The following is a 20,587-nucleotide window of genomic DNA, read 5'->3' on the forward strand; positions in this document are numbered from 1 at the left end:
CAGTTGAATTTAAACTTGAGGTAATTTATTTTAAACACTGATAGACAGTATTATATGGTTTTGTTTGTAGCTTTTTGTTTCTGGTAAATTGTGTCTAAAACTTGGATAATCAACTCACAACCTTTAATAATTTCTTCATTTGTAATGGTTAGAGGAGGCGTAATTCGGATTGCTTTAGGTTCAAAAAGCAGCCAAAACAGAATTAATCCTTGATTTTGACACTTTAAAATGACCTCATTTACAAGGTCTTCAGATGGTAAAATGGCAGCAAGCATTAATCCTTTTCCACGAATATCTTCAATTAGTGGATGCACTAAATGTTGCCTAAAAAGTTGTTCTTTTTCTAATGCTTGAGGCATTAATTTGCTTTCAGTAATTTCTTTTACTGTTGCAAGTGCAGCAGCAGCAATTACTGGATGACCACCAAAGGTGGTTATATGTCCTAATTTAGGATTGTCTTTTAAAGTAGACATCATGGCTTTTGAAGCTGTAAATGCACCAATTGGCATTCCGCCTCCAAGTCCTTTTCCAGTCACCAATATGTCTGGAACACAATTGTAATGTTCAAACCCAAATAGTTTTCCAGTTCTGCCTATTCCTGGTTGAATTTCATCTAAAATTAATAATGCTCCAACCTCGTCACATCGTGTTCTTACCTTAGCTAGATAGTTTTGATTTGGTTCAATAAAACCAGCTCCACCTTGTATGGTTTCTAAAATTACTGCAGCAGTTTTTCTTGTTATTAGATTTAAATCATCACAATTATTAAAAGTGATAAATTGAATATCTGGAACTAATGGTCTGAAAGCTTGTTTGCGTTCTTCATAACCCATAACACTCATTGAGCCCATAGTATTGCCATGATATGCGTGCTTTGCAGCGATTATTTGACTTCTTCCTGTGGCTCGTCTAGCTAATTTTAAAGCGCCTTCAATAGCTTCTGTGCCTGAGTTGGTTAAGTAAGTGGTTTCTAACGATTCTGGTAAATGTTTAGCCAATAATTTAGTAAGCTCAACGGCTGGTTCTTGTATATATTCACCATAAACCATTACGTGAAGATACTTGTCTAACTGCTTTTTTATTGCCTTAACAACTTTCGGATGTTTATGACCTAAACTACAAGCTGAAACTCCAGCAACAAAATCTAAATAAGCTTTATTATTAGTATCATAGATATAGCAACCTTCGGCATGAGAAATCTCCATTGCCAAAGGATGTGGCGTTGTTTGTGCTTGATATTTTAAAAAATCTTCAGATAACATTAATTATCTTTTTTTGTAAGTTCGATTAATTCTGATCCCCAAATACTAAAGGTATCTGAAGATTGAATATCGTAGATTAAACATCTAGGAAAATTGCTATCACCTTCTGGGTTTGAAACAATAGTGTGTTTTTCCCATTCGCCTGTTAGATTTATTTCTTTAGTGCTATATATTGTGTAATCACCTCCATTTTCCTGAATAGCAATTCTAATTGTCCCACTGCCTTTTAGCCATAAAGACCATTCTAAACTTTTTGACTTTTTAAAGACAACAAAGTTAAGATAGCCATCACCAGTTCCAGTTCCAGTAACAGTTTTAGCTGTTTTTTTTCCTTTAGGGTCTATCTCTTTATTTGGTTTAATAGAAATATCAATTTTTTGCCAGCCACTATTGCTAATATCACTATTGAAAGGTAGTGTATTGTTGTTTTCAGGAATATTTCTAGATGCTTTATTAACTTCATCTTTTTTAGCATCTTTATTTTTTGCTGCTTCTACACGTTGTAGCAAATCTTCATCAAAAAATTCTTCCTGAGGGACATATTCATCTAATCCTTTTATAACTGGTAATTCTAAAGGAGGATCATCTTTAAATAAATCTTCAACACTTTGTGGTCGTTCTTCATCTCGCCAATCAAATCCTCTTAACTTCCGAGCGTTTTCTGGAAATTTAGATTCTGGATATAAGTTACCTTCAACTTGATTAATCAAACGAATTTCATCAATCTTATTTTCGGTAATTTCCATATGTATACTACCAGATTTAGATTTATTAATGCCTACTAATTCATTTTGCCCATCACGAGAAAAATATACAACTTCAGCATTTTTAATAATATCAACAGTACTTAGTTTATTGTCCTTAAATAAGCCAATTAACTGTTGTCCTTTTACCTGATTAAAACCAGTTCCTAAAGTGTCTTTACTTATGAGAAACGCATTATTGAATACGAGCAAGGAGTCTAGCTGTTCTGTTTTTGGGTTGGATATTAAGTGAATTGTATCTCCTGTCATTTGATTACCAAGATTCCAGAGTATTGGATTTCGTTTAGTGCTAAATGCATCTGTAGACGAAAAACGTGCTAGATTAATTAAACGTGTTAATCCAGTTTTATGGTCAGCATGAATAGAGTCGGCTTTACCACTTAAATCGCTTTTATAAACTTTAGCGTTATAATATGCTCTTGTTATGCGATGCTCAGGTTTACCTGTAACCATAATTGTATCGCTATGCATGTAAATCGAATCTCGTTCTTGAACTGTAATTGCTAAAGCTCGTTTAGTAATAAATACTGAATCTTTGGCTCGCCAAACTTCGGCATAATGTCCTTTTACTATACTGTTGTTAACTGTATCTGTTACTTTAATGTTATTTGTGGCAGACGCAAAACTAATCTTCCTATCAAAATACATGCTATCGCCTTCAAAAACACGATTTTCGTAATTAATTTTAGATTTTTTTACAAAATAGCCTGTATCATTTTTGGTATCATAAAAGCCACGTTCACAATAAATTTCACTTTCTTCTCCTACAATAGTTGATGGACCGAATAAAAAGGCGTGACCAGTTTCGGTATAAAAATCGAGTCGATTTGTTTTTAAGGTGTATTCTGGGTTAACAAGTACAACATCATTAACAAACTGATACTTTTTGTTTTGCATATAATAGCGACCAATCTGGCTAGTAATTGTTCCAGAAGAATCTCTTACAACCTGACCTCTACTTTTGTAAAAAGCTTGCTGTTTTGTTCTGTCAAAGTATAATGTGTCTGTAGATAGTGTAGATTTTGGTTCACGTAAAAGAACATTACCACTTGCAAAGGCTAATTGTGTTTTACCACTATATTCAACATATTTAGCATTCATGTTAATAGTGTCGCCTTGTTGCATTATAACATTGCTGTAGGCTTCAATAAAATCATCTTTTTCGTAATACACAGCTTTATCACACCACATATTAATACCTTCATGTATAAAATGTACTTGTTGAGAATTATCTCTTGTAAATACAGTTACTCCTTTACCTAAAAGACTATCAGAATTTGCAAATCCTGCGTATTCTATCTGAATTTTTTTTGATTTTTGAGCTAACGTAATCGTAGTGAAACTCAAACAGAATAGTAGAAGTAAAAGATATTGTAATGCTTTCAAGGTGTTGTTAATTTGTTTCAAAAATAACTATATTAATCAGGCATTATTATGAGTTAACAAAAGTTTTAACAGTAAAGTCCTGTTTTATTAAAACAGGACTTTTATAATTTATCTTACAATTGTTTGTTTTCTGTCTGGTCCAACAGAAACAATTGTAATAGGTATCTCTAATTCTTTTTCTAAAAACTCTATGTATTCAACTAATGGTTTTGGCATTTGTGACGCTTCTGTCATTTCTGTTAAATCGGCTTGCCAACCTTTCATTTCAGTATAAATAGGAGTTACGTTTTGCTCTTCTATATTAAATGGTAAATGTTTGATTTCTTTACCTTTATATTTGTATGATGTACATACTTTTAAAGTTTTAAAACCTGAAAGCACATCGCCTTTCATCATTATAAGTTGTGTAACACCATTAACCTGACAAGCATAACGTAAAGCAACAAGGTCTAACCAACCACAACGTCGTGCTCGACCTGTTGTAGCACCAAATTCGTTACCAACACGTCCCATTGTTTCTCCTGCTTCATCAAATAATTCGGTTGGGAAAGGCCCAGAACCAACTCTTGTTGTATAAGCTTTAAAAATTCCGAAAACTTCACCAATTCTGTTTGGAGCAATACCTAAACCAGTACAAGCACCAGCAGCTGTAGTATTTGATGATGTTACAAAAGGATAGGTTCCAAAATCGATATCTAAAAGCGATCCTTGAGCACCTTCTGCTAAAATAGATTCACCACGTTTTTGAGCTTGGTGTAAGTATTCTTCAGAATCGATAAATTGTAACGATTTTAAAGTTTCTATAGACGCAAAAAACTCAGTTTCTAATTCTTGTAAATCATATTGTACATCTACATTGTAAAACGCAATCATTGCTTCATGTTTATCAGCTAATGCACGATATTTATCTTTCCAATCTGCTAACTCAATATCACCAACTCTAATACCATTTCTGCCAGTTTTGTCCATATACGTTGGACCAATTCCTTTTAGAGTAGAACCAATTTTCGCTTTTCCTTTTGAAGCTTCACTAGCAGCATCTAACAAACGATGTGTTGGTAAAATGATATGTGCTTTACGAGAAATTAAAAGCGATTTTCTATAATCGACATTTTGCTCTTCAAGCTTATCGAGTTCTTTTTTAAAGATGACAGGATCGATTACTACACCATTACCAACTAAATTAGCTTTGCCTTCATGAAAAATTCCAGATGGAATTGTATGAAGTACATGCTTTTTTCCGTTAAAAACCAAAGTGTGTCCTGCATTTGGGCCACCTTGAAAACGTGCAATAATGTTGTATTTAGAGGTAAGAACGTCAACAATTTTTCCTTTGCCTTCGTCTCCCCATTGTAGTCCAAGTAGTAAATCTACTGCCATTGTAAATATTTAATTAGGTTTATTTTTTGTTCCGTAAAAGTATAGTGAGTGATTTGTAATTGAAATATCGAACACTTCTTCAATTGTCTTTTTTATGGTTTGAATTCGTGGATCACAAAATTCAATAACTTCACCAGTGTCTGTAAGAATGACGTGGTCGTGTTGTTTATCGAAATACGATTTTTCATAATGAGCCTGATTTTGTCCAAACTGATGTTTGCGAACCAATGCACATTCTAATAATAATTCGATGGTATTGTAAAGTGTTGCACGACTTACACGATAGTTTTTGTTTTTCATTTTGATGTAGAGCGATTCTATATCAAAATGTTCTTCACTATCGTAGATTTCCTGTAGAATAGCGTAACGTTCTGGTGTTTTTCGATGTCCTTTGTCTTCAAGAAATTTTGTAAATACATTTTTTACAATTTCCTGATTACTATGTTCTGTTTTTACACTCATAATTTCAAGTTGCAAATTTACACAAATTTTAAACTCTTGTCACCTTATCTATACCATTAATTTTTTTAAGATTGTCCATTAACTTCTTAAGCATGGTATTGTTGGTAACAATAACGTTTATTTTTCCTGAAAAGACACCATCATCACTTTGAAAGCTAATACTTTTCATATTAACATGCATATTGGAAGAAATTACTTTAGTGATATTGTTTACCAATCCTAAATTATCAATTCCAGATAAGGTAATTTGTGCAGCAAATTCTTGTTGTGACGAATCAATCCATTTTGCTTTCATAATACGATATGCATAGTTGGATTGAAGACTTAATGCATTTGGGCAATTTTTTTTATGAACTTTTATGCCTTCGTTAATGGTTAAAAACCCAAACACTTCATCACCAGGAATAGGGTTACAGCATGCAGATAATTTATAATCTAGTTTTTCTTCTTCTTTACCAAAAACGAGCAAATCGTATTTTGCAGTAATCTCATCTTTGTCAATATCTGGAGCTACTGAAGGTTTACGAATTTTACTTTTAATGTAAGTCATAAACGCATTACTACGCGAGTTTGCAAACTCTTTAAGCATAGTATTGTCAATAGTACCAACACCAGCTCTATAAAATAAATCGAGACTTGTTTTTAGTTTAAAATAAACCACCATTTCGTTGATAGATTTATCATCGAGGGTTATTTTAAGTTGTTTTAGTTTTCTGCGTAAAAGCTCTTTACCATCTTCAGCAACCAGTTTCTTTTCATCTTTTAACGACGATTTTATTTTACTTCGCGCTCTAGATGTTGTAGCATAGTCTAACCAGTTTTGATTAGGTTTAGCGTTTTCAGATGTTAGTATTTCAACTTGGTCACCACTTTGTAACTCATGACTCAGCGGAACCAATTTACCATTAACTTTTGCACCACGAGTTTTCATACCAACTTCGGTATGAACGCTAAAAGCAAAATCTAAAGGCGTAGCACCTTTTGGTAACGATTTTAAATCGCCTTTTGGTGAGAATACAAATATTTCTTTAGAGTAGAGGTTGAGTTTAAACTGCTCAACAAAATCTACTGCATTCATCTCGTTGTTTTCTAAAGCTTCTTGCAGCTTGTCAACCCAAGTATCTAATGCATCTTCCTGATTACCTTGTTTGTATTTATAATGCGCAGCATATCCTTTTTCGGCAATTTCGTTCATGCGCTCACTTCGAATTTGAACTTCAACCCAACGTCCTTTTGGTCCCATTACAGTAATATGCAAGGCTTCATAACCTGTTGATTTTGGTGATGAAATCCAATCGCGAAGTCGAATTGGGTTTGGAATAAAATGATCAGTAACTATAGAATAAATTTTCCAAGCCAGAAACTTTTCGTTTGCTAAATCGGATTTATAAATAATTCTAACCGCAAACTTGTCATAAACTTCATCAAAAGAAACGCCTTGTTTTAGCATTTTTCTTCTAATGGAGTAAATCGATTTTGGACGTCCTTTTATATCGTAATTTAAACCTTCATTGTTAAGCGAGTCTACAATAACTTTAGAGAAATCTCTAATGTAAGCATCTTGCTCTTCCTTACTTTCTTTTATTTTGTTAAGTATGTCGTTGTAAACATCAGGTTCGGTATATTTTAAACCTAAATCTTCAAGTTCGGTTTTAATGTTATACAAACCAATACGATGTGCTAAAGGCGCATAAATGTATAAGGTTTCTGATGCTATTTTAACTTGCTTGTCTGGTTGCATCGATTCCATAGTTTGCATATTATGAAGTCGGTCTGCAATTTTTATAATAATAACCCTTACATCGTCATTAAGTGTAAGTAACATTTTGCGGAAGTTTTCTGCTTGTGCAGATACATCCATGTCTTTATTTAGCGATGCTATTTTGGTAAGCCCATCAACAATTCTGGCTATGGTTTTACCAAATAAACGTTCAATGTCGTCTAGTGTATAATTTGGGTTGTCTTCAACCACATCATGTAGTAAGGCAGCTGCAATACAAGTTGCATCCAATCCAATTTCTGAAGCTACGATTGTTGCTACAGCAATAGGATGAAATATGTAAGCCTCGCCAGATTTACGACGTTGGTCTTTGTGTGCATCGACAGCAACATCAAAAGCACTACGTATTAATTTTTTATCGTCTTTGGTAAGGGTTTGATAACTTACTTTAAGTAGCTTTTTATAAGCCTTGGCAATGGCTGCATTCTCTTTTTCTAGCTCTACATCTGTCATAAACTTAAAAGTAAGACAAAGAAAATTAATTGGCAATAGTTTTTAAGGAGAAATTTTTGGAGGTTGGTTGTATTTATAGAATTAATGATTTTTTATAACATTTATCCATCAAATTTTTACTAATGCTTTTATTTATTTGCTGTTTTAAATTCGATTAAGTATGGTTTTAACGGAATACTTTCTTGTGTTCTAAAGTTGTTTGAAATAAATATTTGATAAACTTTATTCGGTTCTAATTCTACTGGAATAGTCCAAGATTTATTATCTGCTGACCATTTTCTTTCATTTAAAGTACCTTTTGGAAATGCATCTTGGCCTAACTCTCCAAAGTCTACACCTGTATTATGACCATTTAATGCTTGCGAAAACTCTATTGTTATTTCTTTGGTTTTTGTATCAACATTTTGACTGTTGTTTTCAAATTGTTTAATTCTGATGACTGTAGGACGTTTACTCTCAAATGTTTGATATAAACTATCAAGTGATTTAGAAAAATAATTGGCTTTTTTAATAAAGTTTTCTACTTCAGATTCATTGGTATAATCTAACTCTATCATTGTTTTTATTGCATTTTCTTTATTATCAGCCTGATTGTAATAGTTTTCACAAATTTGGTAGCCAACATAATATCCTAAATCTCTCATTCCAAATTCGTTTGGTGCATTTCCATCTAGCCATTTGTATAAGTTATTGTAATAAAACATTTCATTTTCAAATACTTCTCTAATTCTTTTGGCATTTTTTTTACCAAACTCTATTTGAGGATTAGGAGATTTTTTTTCAAGTGCTTTTGATGCAACAAACTCTGCTACACCTTCATAAAGAACTAAAGAAAGTATATTAAATTCTCTAGGGTTTTGTTGCGTATGTATGTACTCGTGCACATTTAAAAACACGAGGTGATTTTTAGGGTTAGTAGCAAAATGCGATTTTAAGTGCGACAAATTTTCTGGAAACTCGCTTGTTTCGGTAGTGTTATCTGCCATAGATATTTCAGAGCCTATTAAAACCAAACTATCTATTGTTGTGCCTCCAGTGAGAAAAGCTCCTATTGTAAAATATATTTTTGCAGGCTTTAGTTGAGGATATATTGTTTTTAATTTTTTTATTCCATCTTCCAGTTCAGAGCTAATTTTGTCAGCATTTAAAGTGTTTTCTCTAATTGAATTCCAAAATTTAGGGTAATTATTAATGGAGTTTATATAATCTTGAGCTGTATAATTTCTTGCTTGTCTAATGCCTTCTAAACCTACAGTTCCTTTTTGAAAATATAAACTATCAAGGTATTTGTATTGTAAAGTAGAATCTTGTGTAGAAATTATATTATCATAAGCTTTCCAAAAGTTAGTAATATCTGACGTTATAACATTTTTATTTGTGTGTTGCTTGCTATTACAGCTTATAATAACTATTACTGTGATGAGTAAAACCAGAGCTTTTTTCATTATATAGTTTTGTGATTAGTTTTTATTAGTAGATAACGTCTTAGTGTCATATTAATTGCTAATTAAATAACTGATTCATGCTAAAACCGAACAGAAAATTCGCTAGGGTTTTTAGAGTTAGGCGAGAACTAGCAATTACTTATATGCATTGTTGTAGCCAGTTTTTATTTTTTTTGTATTTGGTTTAATTTCAAAGTTACTGTTCAGATGATATTTCCAATCATCAGTAAATTCCATATAGTTTTTACCGTCAGTTGTAGTCAAAATCATTCCCTCAACACTTGCAATATAAAATTCATTCCAATTTTGGATGAAATCGGTAGTTTTTACTTTTACAATTGGGTCATTGCAATCCAACCAAGTATAAAGAAATTCAGATTTTGATAATTCACTTTTTTTCAACCAATCCATTATTTCTGATTCGTTGTTTTCATAGTCAAAAAAGAATTGATAATGTTTTTCGGATTTATTCCAGTCAACAGAGGAGTGGTCGATTTCCCAATTTTCACCTTTATTACTAATTCCTAAATCGGTCAGAAATTTATTAAATCCACCATCTTTTCCATCAATTCCAGCCGACTCAATAAAGGTTAGATGTTCATGTAGAAAATGCTTTTTGTTGGTCAAAATTCCCATTGGTTCTCAACTTGTTGCTAACGGTTAGTATAAGGCGCGTTTCAATGCGCTTTATATAGTGTTGTACACCGTTTTTATTTATTTTTTAATATCCGTTCAACATATTTTCTGTGATTGTCAAATCCGTTATTTTCTGGATTTTCCAAGTCAACCATTACATTAATTCCAGAGTCGTAAATCTGCCAATTATACTTTTTCGATAATTCAATCAAGGCATAAATTGCGTTTTCTCCATATAGTGAAAGCATAAAATTACTTGAATGCTTGTTGTCGATAAAAAAGTCAATCGTAAAATCAGTTCCTATTATTTCTCTGTGATTGTCGTCTTTTTTTATTCGGTCAAATGAGCTTTCTAAAATTCCGCTAAAATCTGTTGGTTCGAGTTGGTTTTCGTCCAGTTCTGCGATTGATTCTATTTTCTGTCTTGAATTAAAAAGTATAATGTCCCAACTCATATTTAATTTTTCATTATTCCTGCTCGGTCAAAATATTCTCCAATAGAATATCTTGGAAGTCCTTCCTCATAACCCAATCGATAGAATCCAATTCCATCGCTTTTTTGTCCGTTTACAGATTCTTGGATTTCTTTCGCCTTATGAATGATTTCTAACTCAGTCAATTCTGATTTACTTTCAATAACTTCTCCTTTTTTTAGCCCACCTTTTGAACCATAAGGAACTAGTATAATTTTTGACGCATTGAATGTCCGACTTCCAAATTCGGATTCCAGTTTTTCAATACCGCTTGAGTCAAAAGCATTCCAATTAACTTTTTTTGTTCTTCCAAATCTCATCGGTAAATCAGGTCGAAAATATTGTAATTCCTTTTCTGTCAAAGGTAGATTTTCAATCAATTCTGATTTGTTCTTGAAAATATCAGAGGACATTCGATAGAAAACTGTTTTGACTAGAAATTTGCCCGAGAATGTCCATTTATTATTTGCCCAAAGACAATCATAAAACACTTCGTAATCGTCAAATCCGATTATTCGAAATGGTCTTTCATCAAATTCTGTTTTATAAATATTTCCTAATTTCACTTTTGTTCAAATGGTGTACAACGTGTTTGTGTAAGCAAAAATGCAACGACCAAACGGTTTAACTAAAATAAGCAATGTTTTTTACACGGTGTTAGCAAACGTATTTTTTGTCAGAAGCTAAATTCCAATACTACAATTCGTTTATGAAAATAATCATTAAAATCAGGATTCGAACTTAAAATTCCGTTAACTACTAATTCGTTTTGCATCATTCCAGCTGCTTCTCGTTTTTCCCAATACTTATTAATCAAATTATCAGAATCTTTTACAACATAGAGTGCTTGCATATATTTACCAATATTGTTTACGCTAATTGTTTCGATGGAATCTTTTGAATTAATATCGAAATAATAATTCGTTTCATAAACTTCATTCCATAAACCACTTTCAATATATTCAGTAATAGTCTTTCTGGACATAAAACTGTAATTTTCATAATAGGATATTGTGTCCGAAATCATATCATTAAGATATTGTCGATAACCTTTTTCGGTTGTCAAATTCGGATATATTTTAGTTAAATTTATTTCAAAGTCAGATACGAGTAAATTCAGAGCATTTGTCTGTCTTTCTCCTAATACTTTTTCAAATTCCGTAATTCGGTTGTCAGTTTGAGTACAACTAAAAGTCAAAACCAGAACTAAAACTAAATAAAATTTCTGCATTTCGTTTTTATGTTTGCTAACGGTCTAGTATAAGAATAGTAGCGGATTTACAGCCACTAACTTTTCGTATGAACACAGACCTTTTTTATATTCACTTTGTTTCAGTTTAGCGATTAAACCGCTATTATTTTTATACATTGTTGGGCGCAGTTTTTATTCGATAAGTTCTGTCAAAGGTTGTAATAAGGCTCTATAAAAATCTTTTATTTCGGTTGAGTCAAGAATTAATTTCCTGACTGTATTTTCATATTGTTCTTTATTAAGTCCCAAGCCTGATGTTATCCTATTTAAAACTTGGGTTTCTCTAATAGGATAGCGAGTTAGTAATTCCATCTGATTGCTATTTGTAACAAGACTGTCGAAATAATTTTCTTCATCTTGTAAAATTTGGTTTAAATCAAATGTTACATTGAACTGTCCTCTTTGTTGAATATCTCTATGTTTTGGCATTGATAACATTATGTCATTACGAAGCTTCTTTTCGCAAAGTTTAGAACAAAGCCTCTCTTTATGCTGTGAGATATCTGAAATTATATTTTCGGTTGCGTTTTGATATAATGTTGTTGCTTCTTGACCTGTTAATTCAGAGATTTTTTGTGCAACTTTTTCAATAATATGTAAATGATAATATAACGCTTCTACCGAGTAAAAAGGAATAGCAGCAACTCCCTTTTCTAATAATGCTTGAATTTGTTCTGGTGTTCTATCATCTGTATCTATTAGACCATATGCATTTATCCAATGAATGGTTTCTGTTTTTTTTATTCCGTTAACTGCTTTTTCTACTTCTCTACAATTTCCTTGCGGAATAACAGAAACACTTGGATATATGAGTTGGTAGATTTGTCTATCTAGACTTGTTGATTGTCCTTCTACAAACAGTAATTCTCTTTTTGAACCAAGTATATCAGTTTTAATAGATATTGGAATAGACAAATCAGCAGTTATCAAATCAGCATCCCAATCTTTTATATTTTTTCCTTGCCATTGACAACTACGAATTAAAAGCGTGCTCGATTCTTGACAATCAATTGGCAAATGAATGTCGTGGGTAGAAATTACAAAAACACAATCTTCTCTTTTTCTAAACAACGATGTCAATAATGGCGAAATAATTGACCTATGTAAATGCCTTTCTGGTTCATCAAGAATAATTAATGAGTTTGGGTCAGTGGTCAAAACATCTGCTCCAATCAAAAGTGCATTTCTTTCGCCATCTGATAACTCTGCAATGCTATATGGTTCACTACCATTTTTTGATGCGAATAGTTGTTCATCTTTTCCAAGAATGATTTTTATTGGAATATTTGATATTGCTAATAATTCATTTATTGCCTCAATAGGTGCTTGGTGTCTCGAATGTTCTTTTGCGAGTTCAATATTATCGCCATCAACAGCATCAGCAATAATTCTAGCTCTAATTTTATGTGAATTTATTAAATCAAAAATTGACAAAGAAGTTCTTGCTTGTGAATAATCATCTTTCCATCTTGAATAAGTACGAGTATCGCTTGATTTTATATTACTTTCAGTTGACTTCTTTTGAGAAGCAGTCATATTCATTGCATTATCAGTAAACCAAGTTTGTCTATGAGCAAGGATTCGTTTGGCGTGGTTTTGATTTTGACTAAACAAATTATGCATTAGCGTTGATTTTCCTACTCCATTTGCTCCTAGTACGAAAACTGTATTTCCTTCAGTCAATGGAATGTTAAGCGTTCCATTATTTGACGTAGGTATATTGAACTTATATTTATTTTCAGTCATTTAGTTAATTTGATTACGGTCGTTTTTAAATTGCGCCCAACTAGTTATATGTGGACTAATGTTCCTGTATATATATAATAATAAAGGGATAACAGGAATTATTAGCCTAATTATTAGGCATAAATCTAAACTAAACTTACTTAATTTCCTATACGTAGAACTACGTAATTTTCAATTAATTATAAGTAAAAAAACAAACGCTTAATTGGTTATTTCTTCAAGTTTTTAACACGCTCTAAAAGTGTAGGATGTGAGTAATGTACCCAAACATAAGCAGGATGTGGTGTTAAATTGCTTAAGCTGTTTTTAGATAGCTTTTTTAACGAGGTAATTAATGGCTCTGCTTTATAAGTCGTTTTGGCATAATCGTCGGCTTGGTACTCAAACTTTCGTGAAAAATGATTCATTATAAAGCCTGTAACTTCCGAAATTGGTGAGTAAAGCATTCCAAACGCTATTAAACCAACATGAAAACTTGGTATAGATACACCTAAGGCATGCGATAATAACGGATTTGAAATAAAAATAGATAAAATGTACAGTGTTAATCCTGTTAATAGTACAGAGGCTATTAAGTTAAAAATGATGTGCTTCTTTTTATAATGTCCAACTTCATGCGCCAAAACAGCTACTATTTCTTCTTCGTTTAAATCGTTTACCAAAGTATCGTACAGCGTAACACGTTTTTCGCTTCCAAATCCTGAAAAGTAGGCATTAGCTTTAGTGCTACGTTTTGAGCCATCGATAATAAAAATTTTATCGAGATTAAAGCCAACCGTTTGTGCATAGTCTGATATTTTATCTCTTAAAGAGCCTTCTTCTAAAGGTGTTTGCTTGTTAAACATCGGCACTATAAGTTTGGCATAAAACATATTCATAAACACAGTAAATACTGTTACAATTGCCCAAGCATAAAGCCAGAATAGGTGTTGTGTTTCTTCGTAAAACCAAATTATGGCTGCAATTATTCCGCCTCCTAAAACAACCATCATTAGCAATCCTTTTATTTTATCGAGTATAAATGTTTTTTTTGTGGTTTTGTTAAACCCAAACTGTTCTTCAATAACAAAGGTTTTGTAATACGCAAAAGGTGTAGAGATGATATCGCTACCTAACATGATAATTCCAAAAAATATAAGTGCAATTATTATAGAGTTGTCGCTATAACTTCGTGCCAAAGTATCGACATACTCAAATCCGCCAAACATTAAAAAAGCGAGTGTTACTACTATTGAAAACGTAGAGCTCCAAACACCAAATTTGTAATTTGTGACTTTATAAGCTTGCGATTTTTTATATTCTTCTTCATCATAAACGTCTTGCAATTCAGGTGGAATGGCATCGTTGTAATGTTTTGCATTTAGTGTATCTAAAATTTTATCTACAATAAAATTGATAATTATTATTGCAATGATGATGTAGAATAATGTTGTTGAGGTCATAAAGTGATTACTAATTATTAATGAATACTTCTTTGTCTAACAGCTTCAAAAACAAGTATTCCAGCAGCTACAGAAACGTTCATCGAATCTATTTCGCCTTGCATTGGTATGATTATGTTTTGGGTGGAATTTTGCAACCATTCGTCGCTTAATCCTGTGGCTTCAGTGCCAACTACAATAGCACTAGCTTGCTTATAATTTTGTGCTGTATAGAGTTTTGAGGCTTGTAAAGCTGCACAATAAATACTAATGTTGTGTTGCTTTAAAAACGCAATAATTTCTGCAGTACTTCCTGTAGCAATGGTATTGGTAAAAATACAGCCAACACTAGAGCGAATACTATTAGGATTGTATAAATCGGTTTTAGGATTAGCAATAATCACTGCATCGACATTTGCAGCATCTGCAGTACGTAGCAAAGCACCAATATTTCCAGGTTTTTCAGGAGCTTCGGCTACTAAAACTAATGGATTTTTGGTTTTAAATTTAATAGATTGTAACTCGTGAGATTTACTTTTTGCAATGGCAATAATGCCTTCGGTTGTATCGCGATGTGCTAATTTTTGATAGACTTCTTTTGAGATTTCTATACTATTGGTTTGTTGCTTTGTTAATGCGCTAACTTTAGCTTCAGAAATTAATTCAGGATAATACAAAATAGTGTCAAGCTCATAGTGCCCTTTTATAGCTAAACTAATTTCGCGTTCGCCTTCAATTAAAAATAATCCCGATTTTTTACGTTCACGTGATTTTTCCTTTAACTGAAAAAGCTGCTTTATATAAGGGTTTTGTATGCTTGTAATTTCTTTATTCATAATTGAAAGCAAAAGTAACAGATTTTAGTGTAAACATTGTATGTTTGATACGACAAACAATTCAAAATCAAAAAAAAACTCTATAATGAAAAAACTAACCTTATTATTTGTTTTACTAGTTGTTATCACTTCTTGTAAAGAAAAAACAGAAACTCCAACAGTTAATTATGAGGAACAAAATTTAGACGTTACCACAAGTATTTACCCTGAAGATATTACTAAAGTGTTTGATGCTCATGGTGGGTTAGATAATTGGAAGCAAATGCGTACTCTAGAATTTAGTATGGAAAAACCTGATGGTTTAGAAATTACTACAACCGATTTAAGAGAACGTTACTCACTTATTGAAATGCCAAAACACACCATTGGTTTTGATGGTGAATCTGTTTGGATGAAAAGTAAGGACAAAACAGTTTATAAAGGGAATCCTAAATTTTACTACAATTTAATGTTCTATTTTTATGCGATGCCTTTTATTTTAGCTGATGATGGTATAAAGTATACTGATGCTGAGCCATTAGTGTTTGAAGGAAAATCATATCCTGGAATTAAAATTAGCTATGAGGCAGGAGTAGGAGAGTCGCCAGATGATGAGTATGTAATGTATTATGATAGTGAAACTAACAAAATGACTTGGTTAGGCTATACAGTAACATATTTTTCGAAAGAGAAAAGTGAAAAATGGAGCTTTATAAATTATAGCGATTGGCAAGAAGTTGAAGGGTTATTAATGCCAAAAACCTTATCATGGTATAATGTTGAAAACAACTTACCAACAACAAAAAGAAATGATGTTGAGTTTTCGCATGTGATGATGACGACAGACAAAATGAGCTTAAAAATGTATATGATGCCTGACGACGCAGAAGTTGTTCAATAAAAAAAAGCGAACCATTTGGTTCGCTTTTTTTATGCTTATTGTTTTGATTTGTACTTATTATCGTAGCGTTGCCATAATTCAGTTTGATGCGTTTCTAAACTAATTAGTCGACCATCAATAAAAGCATGAGTTAATATATTTGTTCTCATATCTAAAGCATCACCTTCACTAATAAACAAAGTTGCATTTTTGCCATTTTCTAAAGTGCCATACATATCATCAATACCAAGAATTTTAGCTGTGTTAGATGTGATAAGCTGTAAGGCTTGTTCTTTAGTTAAACCATGAGCTACTGTTGTTCCAGCATAAAACGGAAGGTTACGAGCGTTCATACGTTCCATTTGCCCGCTTACTTCTAATCCAACTAAAACACCTTTATCAACTAATAATTTTGCCATTTTATATGGTAAATCGTAATCGTCATCTTCAGCATTAGGACGTAAATGAACACGTTGTAATAACACAGGAATATTGTTTTGTTTTAATAAACTAGCAACTTTATAAGCTTCAGCGCCACCAACAATAACCATAGATTTTACTTTATTCTCTTTAGCAAAATTGATAGCATCAGTAATTCCTTTTTCATCATCTGCATGAATATATAGTTTTTGTGTGCCATCAAATAAACCTTTACAAGCTTTATATGGTAAATTAGTTGTTGTTTTATCACCATCAGCATAAGCTTTACTTTCATTAAAAAATGCAGTTACTTCATTAACCTGTTCACTGTACTTGTCGTTAGCTTTTAAACCAGGATCTTCACCTAACCACCAACGACCACGAGTAAAACTACTTGGCCAGTTCATGTGTATTCCATCATCTGCTTTAACAGTTGCGTCTTCCCAGTTCCACGCGTCAAATTGTGCAATAGAAGAAGTTCCAGAAATACGTCCACCACGAGGTGTAATTTGCCCTAAAAGCACACCATTAGGTCGCATTGACTCTACAACTTTAGATTCAGCATTATAAGCAATAATACTGCGTATATGCGGATTAAAATTTCCTATTTCAGCATCGTCATCAGTAGCTCTTACAGCATCAATTTCAACTAGTCCTAAAGTTGAATTAGGTACTATAAAACCTGGATACACATGTTTACCATTGGCATTAATGATTTCCATGTCAGACATATCCATTTTTATAACTGTAGCATCTGCAACAGTAACAATTTTTCCGTCTTTAAAAATAACAACGCTATTTGGAATGACGTCACCATTACCAATATGTGCAGTAGCTCCCATTATAGCAATGGTTTTGGTCTGCTTTGATGCTGGAGTTTGCTGTGCCAAGGATATTGAAGTACACAGCAAGGTTAATATTAATAGTTTTAAATTTTTCATTTATATTTTGTTTTTATAAAGCATCATATAATTTGATGCAACCTTATATGTTTTAAATTTATTCCTCTAAAGAATCGCAATGCAATAATTCTTTTTCTTTCTTTTTGATAGGCTGAGTTTTTAATCCTTTGTTTTTTGCTTTAAGCATCTCATTGATTAAATCGCTCTTCTCTCTCATAATGGCATCTCTCATTAGTTCATCACGCTTTAAATCGAAATACGTTACGCCTTCAATAATTGTTTTTTCTGCTTTCGCATATATTGAAAGCGGATGGTCTGTCCAAAGCACAACATCAGCATCTTTACCAACTTTAATACTACCAACTCTATCATCAATATGTAAAAGTTTTGCAGGATTAAGAGTTACAAATTTCCAAGCTTCTTCTTCGCTAATTCCTCCGTATTTTACAGATTTTGCAGCTTCTTGGTTTAAACGTCGAGACATTTCGGCATCATCACTATTTATGGCTACAGTAACACCAGCATCGTGCATAATAGCTGCGTTGTAAGGGATGGCATCATTAACTTCGTATTTGTATGACCACCAATCACTAAAGGTTGATCCACCAACACCATGAGCTTTCATTTTATCGGCAACTTTATAACCTTCAAGAATGTGAGTAAACGTATTAATATTGAAGTTAAACTTATCAGCAACTTTCATTAGCATATTAATTTCACTTTGTACATAAGAGTGACAGCTAATAAAGCGTTCTTTGTTTAGAATTTCTGCAAGGGTTTCCATTTCTAAATCTTTTCGATATGGTTTACCACTTTTCTTTAAAGCATCATATTCTTTGGCTCTAGAGAAGTAATCAATAAACAATTGCTCAACTCCCATACGAGTTTGAGGAAAACGACTGTAACTTTCCCAGTTAGATTGTTTTACGTTTTCACCTAAAGCAAATTTTATAAATTTTGGACTGTTATTGTAAATTAAATTATTGGCAGTTTCTCCCCATTTTAGTTTGATAATTGCCGAACGTCCTCCAATTGGATTAGCAGAACCATGTAGTATTTGAATTGATGTAACACCACCAGCCAAGTTTCTATAAATATCAATATCTGTGTCATCTACAACATCTTCAATAGTAACTTCGGCAGACGAATTTTGACCACCTTCATTTATTGATGCAGCAGCAATATGAGAATGCTCATCAATTACTCCAGCAGTTAAGTGTTTGCCTGTAGCATCAATAACTGTTGCGCTACTATCAGATAGATTTTGACCGATTTTAGCAATTTTTCCGTTTTTAATTAATACATCTGTATTGTTTAGTACACCATCTTTTTCGTTGGTCCAAACTGTTGCATTTTTAAATAATAACGTTTCTTGTTTTGGAAGTTCAGCAAAACCAAAAGCCTTATTAGGATACGTTATAGGAGATACTTTCTCGGCATTGTTTTTATCTTCTTTTTTGTCGTCACCACCTTTTTTAGCATCATCCTTAGCTTCAGATTGCTTTGCGAAAAATGTCATTTCTGTTCCGCTTGGCAACATTGCTTTTCCGTTAAGGTTTTTGTTTGCATCGACATTAGCAACTATTCTAATAAATTCTTGTTGTATTGAATCTTTTGTTGTGAATGCAATATTTACCCAATCATCAGCATAAGATATTTTTGAACCTCTTGTTTTTTCATCTGAAGTTACTTCCGATTTTAATTTGTCTAGCTCACCTTTAATATCCATTTTGTAGGTTTCACCAGCTAATGAAAAATCGTAAGTTCCTCTAATATCAATAGCATTCATATTTTCAAGTACATTTTTATTGCCTTGAACCCAGTTTTCGTAAACGGTTGTTTTTTCGTCAAAAATATCACCAGAAGTGATTAAGAAATTAGCATAAGCACCATTTTTTAAAGAACCAATACTATTAGATTTTCCTAAAATTTGAGCTGGAATGATAGTTAATGCCTCTAATGCTTTGTCTTTAGAAAGCCCAAATTTTATAGCTTTCATTAAGTTAGATTTAAACTCTTTAGGAGATTTTAAATCGTGAGTAGTTAAAGCAAAAGTGATATTGTTATCTGCTAAAATTTTAGGATTTGCAGGTTTTTGATTCCAAGCTCTTAAATCGCCAAGTGATAGCGTAGAAGCTAAAAATGCATTTTCTACATCATAAGCATCAGGGAAATTTATTGGGATAATCATTGACGCATTCATGGCTTTTATCTCACCAATACGTTCAAATTCGTCTCCACCACCTAAAATTACATATTGTATGTTATAGGCATCACCAACTTTGTCAGCTCTTAAATCGTTTGCTCTGCTGCCAGCTTCAAAAATCTGTACCAGTTGTTTGTTTGAGTTTAAAGCTTCTAATGATAAATCTTTAGTTTTAGAGTTGCCTTTTGCATACCAATCTGCATCTAAATACATTTGGCGTAATAAAGCCATACTTCCCATAATTGAAGATGGGTAAGCTTGGTTAGATGTTAAACTCTTACTAAAAGATAAGTATTGAGCTGATCTTGTATCTAAAACTCTAACTTCATTTCCATCGTCATTATTTAAAGCAACAAGAGTTCCTGTTCCTCTAATAATACCATCTTGAATGTGAGTGTTTACAACTCCAAATCCAGCTTTAATTAATTCATCAGCTTTTTTAGAATCGTAGTTAAACTTGTCTATGGCATTGTTTTCTGGCATAACGTGGTCATTCCAATAATAACCAGTTCTGCTCGCATCATATTGAGCACTTCTGCCACCGCCTTGACGCTTTGGTTTTTCTACTCCAAAACTAGAGTAGATATCGATAAAAGATGGATAAATACTTTTACCAGTAGCATCAATTATAGTACTGTTTTTCGGGATGGTTACCGTTGTTCCTGATGCAACTACTTTTCCGTCTTTAATTAATAATGTCCCTTTCTCAATTACCTGAGTAGGTGTGACATAAATTTTAACGTTTGTGATTGCTGTGTAATTGGTGTTTTTTGTTACAACACCATCATTTTTTGGAAAATAATCTTGTGCAAGTAGTGTAAAACCACACAAGAACGTGAGGATTGTTAAATAGTGTTTAATCATTATATTAAATTGGTTGATAAGTTTGAGTTCTAAAGATAAA

16 protein-coding genes are annotated in these 20,587 nt (G+C 32.5%); 1 reads left to right on the forward strand and 15 read right to left on the reverse strand.

The window, feature by feature from the left end:
* Window positions 1-50 precede the first annotated feature (50 nt).
* The 13 genes from IEW41_RS09400 to IEW41_RS09460 form a co-directional block, all read right to left on the reverse strand.
* Window positions 51-1,262 carry an aspartate aminotransferase family protein gene (locus IEW41_RS09400; RefSeq protein ID WP_188606102.1) on the reverse strand — a complete coding sequence of 404 codons (1,212 nt, stop codon included), beginning with the start codon at window positions 1,260-1,262 and terminating at the stop codon, window positions 51-53.
* Window positions 1,262-3,373 (reverse strand): OstA-like protein, encoded by a 2,112-nt coding sequence (locus IEW41_RS09405; protein ID WP_229660205.1) that lies wholly within the window; start codon window positions 3,371-3,373, stop codon window positions 1,262-1,264. Before IEW41_RS09405 ends, IEW41_RS09400 begins: the two co-directional genes overlap by 1 nt.
* A 147-nt stretch (window positions 3,374-3,520) precedes the next feature.
* Window positions 3,521-4,792 (reverse strand): adenylosuccinate synthase, encoded by a 1,272-nt coding sequence (locus IEW41_RS09410; RefSeq protein WP_188606103.1) that lies wholly within the window; start codon window positions 4,790-4,792, stop codon window positions 3,521-3,523.
* Between the two features lie 9 nt (window positions 4,793-4,801).
* Complete coding sequence (locus IEW41_RS09415; RefSeq protein WP_188606104.1) at window positions 4,802-5,254, reverse strand: Fur family transcriptional regulator; 453 nt, start codon at window positions 5,252-5,254, stop codon at window positions 4,802-4,804.
* A 28-nt stretch (window positions 5,255-5,282) separates the two neighbouring features.
* Complete coding sequence (locus IEW41_RS09420; protein ID WP_188606105.1) at window positions 5,283-7,487, reverse strand: RelA/SpoT family protein; 2,205 nt, start codon at window positions 7,485-7,487, stop codon at window positions 5,283-5,285.
* A 128-nt stretch (window positions 7,488-7,615) separates the two neighbouring features.
* Window positions 7,616-8,932: a gliding motility protein GldB-related protein gene (locus tag IEW41_RS09425; RefSeq protein WP_188606106.1), complete on the reverse strand. Its 1,317-nt coding sequence runs from the start codon at window positions 8,930-8,932 to the stop codon at window positions 7,616-7,618.
* 135 nt (window positions 8,933-9,067) lie between these two features.
* Window positions 9,068-9,568: a hypothetical protein gene (locus IEW41_RS09430; protein ID WP_188606107.1), complete on the reverse strand. Its 501-nt coding sequence runs from the start codon at window positions 9,566-9,568 to the stop codon at window positions 9,068-9,070.
* Between the two features lie 74 nt (window positions 9,569-9,642).
* Window positions 9,643-10,023: a hypothetical protein gene (locus IEW41_RS09435; RefSeq protein WP_188606108.1), complete on the reverse strand. Its 381-nt coding sequence runs from the start codon at window positions 10,021-10,023 to the stop codon at window positions 9,643-9,645.
* A 2-nt stretch (window positions 10,024-10,025) separates the two neighbouring features.
* Entirely contained in the window at window positions 10,026-10,607 is a 582-nt protein-coding gene (locus IEW41_RS09440; RefSeq protein ID WP_188606109.1) for a hypothetical protein, read from the reverse strand.
* A 110-nt stretch (window positions 10,608-10,717) separates the two neighbouring features.
* On the reverse strand, window positions 10,718-11,272 hold the full coding sequence (locus IEW41_RS09445) for a hypothetical protein (RefSeq protein ID WP_188606110.1): 555 nt from the start codon (window positions 11,270-11,272) through the stop codon (window positions 10,718-10,720).
* Window positions 11,273-11,425: 153 nt separating this feature from the next.
* The gene (locus IEW41_RS09450) at window positions 11,426-13,039 is read right to left on the reverse strand and encodes an AAA family ATPase (RefSeq protein WP_188606111.1); all 1,614 of its coding nucleotides are present in this window, start codon (window positions 13,037-13,039) and stop codon (window positions 11,426-11,428) included.
* Window positions 13,040-13,248: 209 nt separating this feature from the next.
* Window positions 13,249-14,481, reverse strand: coding sequence for a M48 family metallopeptidase (locus IEW41_RS09455; protein WP_188606112.1), 1,233 nt, complete (start codon window positions 14,479-14,481; stop codon window positions 13,249-13,251).
* A gap of 17 nt (window positions 14,482-14,498) precedes the next feature.
* Window positions 14,499-15,296: a TrmH family RNA methyltransferase gene (locus tag IEW41_RS09460; RefSeq protein WP_188606113.1), complete on the reverse strand. Its 798-nt coding sequence runs from the start codon at window positions 15,294-15,296 to the stop codon at window positions 14,499-14,501.
* Window positions 15,297-15,381: 85 nt separating this feature from the next.
* Between IEW41_RS09460 and IEW41_RS09465 the strand changes: the two genes are divergently transcribed.
* The gene (locus IEW41_RS09465; protein ID WP_188606114.1) at window positions 15,382-16,176 is read left to right on the forward strand and encodes a DUF6503 family protein; all 795 of its coding nucleotides are present in this window, start codon (window positions 15,382-15,384) and stop codon (window positions 16,174-16,176) included.
* Window positions 16,177-16,211: 35 nt separating this feature from the next.
* Here IEW41_RS09465 and IEW41_RS09470 read toward each other — a convergent pair whose 3' ends face one another.
* Both IEW41_RS09470 and IEW41_RS09475 read right to left on the reverse strand, forming a co-directional pair.
* On the reverse strand, window positions 16,212-17,516 hold the full coding sequence (locus IEW41_RS09470; protein WP_188606115.1) for an amidohydrolase family protein: 1,305 nt from the start codon (window positions 17,514-17,516) through the stop codon (window positions 16,212-16,214).
* Window positions 17,517-17,574: 58 nt separating this feature from the next.
* Window positions 17,575-20,547, reverse strand: a complete 2,973-nt coding sequence (locus IEW41_RS09475; RefSeq protein WP_188606116.1) for an amidohydrolase family protein — start codon at window positions 20,545-20,547, stop codon at window positions 17,575-17,577.
* Between the last annotated feature and the right edge of the window lie 40 nt (window positions 20,548-20,587).

The sequence above is a fragment of the Aquaticitalea lipolytica genome, assembly GCF_014641635.1.
Classification (GTDB): Bacteria; Bacteroidota; Bacteroidia; order Flavobacteriales; family Flavobacteriaceae; genus Aquaticitalea; species Aquaticitalea lipolytica.